A 4603-nucleotide genomic window follows, 5' to 3' on the forward strand; every position below is an offset into this window, starting at 1 on the left:
CGGGATCATGTTGATGACCCCCGCCGTCGCATTGCGGCCATAGAGCGTACCTTGCGGCCCGCGCAGCACCTCGACGCGATCGACGTCGAAATACTCCTGCTCGAACAGGCGGTTCCTTACCAACGGCATCGAATTGAAGCTGACCGCGACGGCCGGATCGGTCGTCACCGACAGCGCCTGCGTGCCGATGCCGCGGATCTGAAAATTATAGCTTGCGAAATTGGTCTTGGAGAAGCTCACATTGGGGGTCCCGCGCAACAGCTCGGAGCCGCCTTCGATTTTCTGGTCGTTCAGCACTTTTGCGGTGAACACCGAAATCGCAATCGGAACGTCCTGTACCTTTTCGCGAACCTTCTGGGCGGTGACGATGACGTCCTGCCCGGAATCCGGCATTTGCGATCCTGGGACAGGAGCCTGCTGCGCGATCGCCCCGCCTGCCGCCGCGGTGCCCGATGTCGAGCGCGAATCTTCCGCCGTCACGACAAACGTGCCGGTGTCATTCCTTCGAAAATGGAGGCCTGAGCCCGCCAGCAGGCGGACGAGGCCCACCTCGACGCTCATCGTCCCCTTAAGCGCATTGGTGCGCCGCCCCTTTGCGTCGCGGTCGGAAATAAGGACCTGGACATTGGCCTGACGTGCAAAGGCGGCAACGCCCGCGCCGGCCGGCTGTGCCTCCAGATTGAACGACTTTACTTGCGCGGCCGCAGGAGCGGTGCTGACGACCGCTACTACCGATGCTGATGCGAGGAAGGCGCGACGCGCCCGCGTGTCAAAGCACATATGATCCTCCCGCACGCTTATGGTAGGCTTCTTGAGCTGCGTGCGTGCTCGAAAGTTATCGACGCGCGGCGGAGAGATTTCCGTAAATCGTGCCTAATCCGATAAACGGAAAATGGCGCGCCGGGCGTCTTTGTCGATGAGGCGATCTATGAAGGCCGGTCATAGAGGGTGAACCGACGAGCGTGGGACCGAACGACAGACAGAGGCTGATCGAGTGGGTCGCCACTGAAATCACGCCGCACGAGGCGACGATACGCGCGTGGCTGGCGCGGGCGATGGTTGCACCCGATGATCGCGATGATCTGATCCAGGAGGCTTATTGTCATATCACCGAGTTGCCCAGCTTCGATCATATCGAGCGCCCCGCGGCTTTTTTCTTCCGCATTGTGCGCAATCTGCTGATCAGTCAGCTTCGTCACAACCGGGTCGTGAATATCGAAACGGTATCCGAGATCGGCGTGATCGCGGGCATGGATGAGGCCCCAACACCCGAGCGGATCGCCGACGGGCGTCGCGAATATCATCGCGTGCGCAAGGCGATTGCGGACTTGCCCGAACGCTGTCGCCTCATCTTCGAGCTGCGCAAGATCGAGGGGCTCTCGCAAAAGGATATCGCCCGGCGATTGGGCGTCACGGAGACGATCGTGGAGAATGAAGGTGCGCGCGGATTGCGGCTGATCATCGAGGCGTTGAGGCAGCAGGGCGAACAGATCGCCGAACATTATACCTCGTTGCGCGAGCGCAAGCGGGCGCGGCGTCCATGACACGGGAATCACCGGCACAAATAGAGCGCGATGCGGCTCGCTGGGCAATCCGGCTGGGCGAGGATCCGGATGCGCAGACGCTTGCCGAGCTTGAGGAATGGCTTGCGGGCGATCGCCGCCGCCGTGGCGCCCTGCTGCAGATGCAGGGCGTCTCCCGTCTTGCCGAGACAATATTGTCAGAAAAGTCGGGGTTCGACGAAGCGACTCCCGCTCGGGTACCGGAAAGGACCAGTCACGCGATCACGCGCCGCCGCGCCCTCGGTATAGCGGCGGCGGCCGGTTTGGCTGTGTCGGGCATATGGGTGCTGGAAGAAAGAACACGATCGTACGCGACGATTCGCGGCGAGGTTCGCTCGATTCCCCTTGCCGACGGCTCGATGGCGGTGATGAACACCCAGAGCCGGATCAATGTAACACTTGCCGCCACGAGTCGGACGGTACGGCTCGATACCGGCGAAGCCTGGTTCAAGGTTGCTCATGATCGCAGCAAGCCATTTGTCGTTGAAGCAGGGCCCGTGCGCGTTCGCGCGGTAGGAACTGCATTCTCCGTTCGGCGCCTTGACGAGGGATCGCGTATTGAGGTCAGCGAGGGGCGCGTCGAGATCTGGAGCGAGCTTCAGCCCAAGGAGCGGATTACGCTGTCGGCAGGCCAGGGAGCGTTCCTCGCCGATAGCGGGAGGATCGCCGATGCCGGAACGGTGGACGTGGACCGGCGCCTGGCCTGGCGCGAGCAACGGATTGATCTGGAAGGCGAAACGCTTGCGCAGGCCGTGGCGGAGTTCAATCGCTACAACGAACGGCAATTGGTGATTGTCGACCCCGCCGTGGCTGGTGAGCGCTTCCATGGCGTGTTCCGAGCCGAAGATCCCGAATCGTTTGCGATAGCCGTCCATGACAGTTTGCGCGTGCCGGTCAGTTTGTCAGAGCCGGCCGAAATCCGTATCGGTGTGCCGCCGCATGGGTGATTTGACTGGCGCCCCCCGCAGTACCGGCAGATCTTGAGAAATATCAATTACTTGTGTGGAAAAGGCGAGGGCTCCGCTTACGCGCCGGTCCACGGCGTCTCCCGCGCGCTCCCGCGTCGCTTCACGCAGCCGCGCTGCGAACGCGATCTGTTTCATTCTGGTACATCACACCGCGATCGAGCAATGACGACGATCGCGGATTAATCCATGGGGCCGGCATGATCAGAATGCTCCGATTCGCCGCGCTTTCCAGCCTCGTCCTCTGCCCGCTTCCGGCGCATGCCGCCACCGTGGTAACCGGTGTCGATGCGCTCAAGGAATGGAACCTGATCGTACTTGGCGATCTCGTCTCCAGCTCTGAAGTCGAAGGGCGAACGTTCGTCGGCGGCAACCTGTCGGGCAATTCGTCCAACTATCAGATCCGGACTCCAGCGGCGTCGAGCAACGGCTGGTCGGGGTTGACCGTGGTAGGCAATGTCACCGGCGGGACCAAGAATTTGAACAATGGTGCCGGGGCGGTCGTCGGCGGCAATGTGACGAGCGGGTTCAACCTCAACGGCCCGGCGCAAACGGTTAAAGTTGGCGGCACGATCCAGAACACCAACCAGAACAATAATGTGATTCTCACCAATCAGGCTGCAACGCCGGGATTCACTGCGGGGCTCACCGACCAGAAAAACGCACTGACCAGCAGTATGTACGATTTGTCAGCGGCATATGCCGGTCTGGCGTCCAACGCACTGGTGTCGATCGCCGGCAATCGCGCGACCTTCAATGCCGCACCAGGTGCCAATGGCGTGACGGTATATTCGCTTACCGCGGCGGATCTCGGCACATTCGGCGAGGTTAATTTTAACCTCAACGGCGCCAGCACCGTCATCGTCAATGTGAGCGGCACGGCAATCACGCTCAACGATAATTTCCTCGGCAACTCGCAATATCTCGGCGAAAAGGTGATCTGGAACTTTGCCGACGCGACAGCGCTGAACCTTTCGACTGCCTGGAAGGGGTCGGTGCTGGCACCGAAAGCGGCGGGGACGATCGGCAACTATATCGAGGGATCGGCGGTGTTTGGCAGCCTGATCCAGAGCGGCGAGATCCACCTCAACACCTATAACGGCGGTTTTACGCCACCCGCCGCCGCCGGCGTCCCCGAACCGGCGACCTGGGCGATGATGATCTTCGGCTTCGGCGCGATCGGTAGTGCGATACGCTATCGTGGGGCGCGCCGTCGGGGTCTTGGCTGAGCGACCCGCGTCCACCGGCGCCGGACCGCCCAAGCTTCGCTTTCCCCACAAAGGCGGTAATGCGCGACGCTCCTCGATTGGCCGGCGATCAGATGATCTCCAAGCCTCGCCGGTCGGTCGGCAATTTGTGCATGCGTTCGCTCCGGACATTGGTCCACATTCGTTGAGCCGCCCGTATTGGCCCCAAGGATTGCATCGAAGATGCCGAGCGCACGTGATGTTCGGCGAGGAGCATGGCATCGGCGAATTGACCAGCAGACTTCGATCTCGATCGACCTTGCGGCCCGCCGACCGCGGTCGACGCCCGGATCTGCGGCGCGGCCGGCACTGATCGGCGCCGCGCGACGAGGGGGCTAACTATTCCTGCTCTATCGCGACCTGCGTTGGATTAGCTGATCATGGCAAAAACGCCTTGGAACGACAGATTGGCGCGCCAAAGCGAGGAACCCTGTAAGAATTCGCGCTGGCCGGGAGACCCTCGCCCCCTACAATTATCCGCATTGACGCCGATGAGGCACATGCGCGGCGTCGATGGTCAGCAGATGTATTGCTGCCGCTTAAAAGGGGGAACACGGTGATGGAGCAGCTTGCCGAACGCGACTATCTGGCGGCACGACAGCGCAAATCGGCAGAAATGGCACTCAGCGCCGCCGACCCGCGCGTCGCGCGCGTCCATCGCCAGTTTGCCGATCTCTATGCCGCGAGGCTCGCGACGACCGGCAAAACCATCTGAGCTGCGAGCTTCTGCGCGCCGACGTCGCGAATGATCGAACCTCAAATGAAGCCAACGTCGCCCGGTCCATCCGGGGCCGCCGGGTCCGGACAGGAGCGCGCCGCCCTCTCCATG

5 protein-coding genes are annotated in these 4603 nt (G+C 61.9%); 4 read left to right on the plus strand and 1 reads right to left on the minus strand.

Going from position 1 to position 4603, the window contains the following annotated elements:
• The coding region (locus tag BGN95_RS11880; protein WP_286772713.1) for an STN domain-containing protein at positions 1-780 on the minus strand (780 nt) is incomplete at its 3' end.
• Positions 781-1055: 275 nt separating this feature from the next.
• Here BGN95_RS11880 and BGN95_RS27120 point away from each other — a divergent pair.
• The 4 genes from BGN95_RS27120 (at position 1056) to BGN95_RS11900 (ending at position 4489) form a co-directional block, all read left to right on the plus strand.
• A complete protein-coding gene (locus BGN95_RS27120) occupies positions 1056-1544 on the plus strand; it encodes an RNA polymerase sigma factor (protein ID WP_353744700.1) in 489 nt (162 codons plus the stop codon).
• Positions 1541-2509 carry a FecR family protein gene (locus tag BGN95_RS11890; protein ID WP_286772715.1) on the plus strand — a complete coding sequence of 323 codons (969 nt, stop codon included), beginning with the start codon at positions 1541-1543 and terminating at the stop codon, positions 2507-2509. Before BGN95_RS27120 ends, BGN95_RS11890 begins: the two co-directional genes overlap by 4 nt.
• 218 nt (positions 2510-2727) lie before the next feature.
• Positions 2728-3756, plus strand: a complete 1029-nt coding sequence (locus tag BGN95_RS11895) for a choice-of-anchor A family protein (RefSeq protein WP_353744701.1) — start codon at positions 2728-2730, stop codon at positions 3754-3756.
• 577 nt (positions 3757-4333) lie between these two features.
• Positions 4334-4489, plus strand: a complete 156-nt coding sequence (locus tag BGN95_RS11900; RefSeq protein ID WP_286772716.1) for a hypothetical protein — start codon at positions 4334-4336, stop codon at positions 4487-4489.
• The last annotated feature ends 114 nt before the right edge of the window (positions 4490-4603 follow it).

The sequence above is a fragment of the Sphingomonas sp. 66-10 genome (genome assembly GCF_001897045.1).
Taxonomy (GTDB): Bacteria; Pseudomonadota; Alphaproteobacteria; order Sphingomonadales; family Sphingomonadaceae; genus Sphingomonas; species Sphingomonas lycopersici.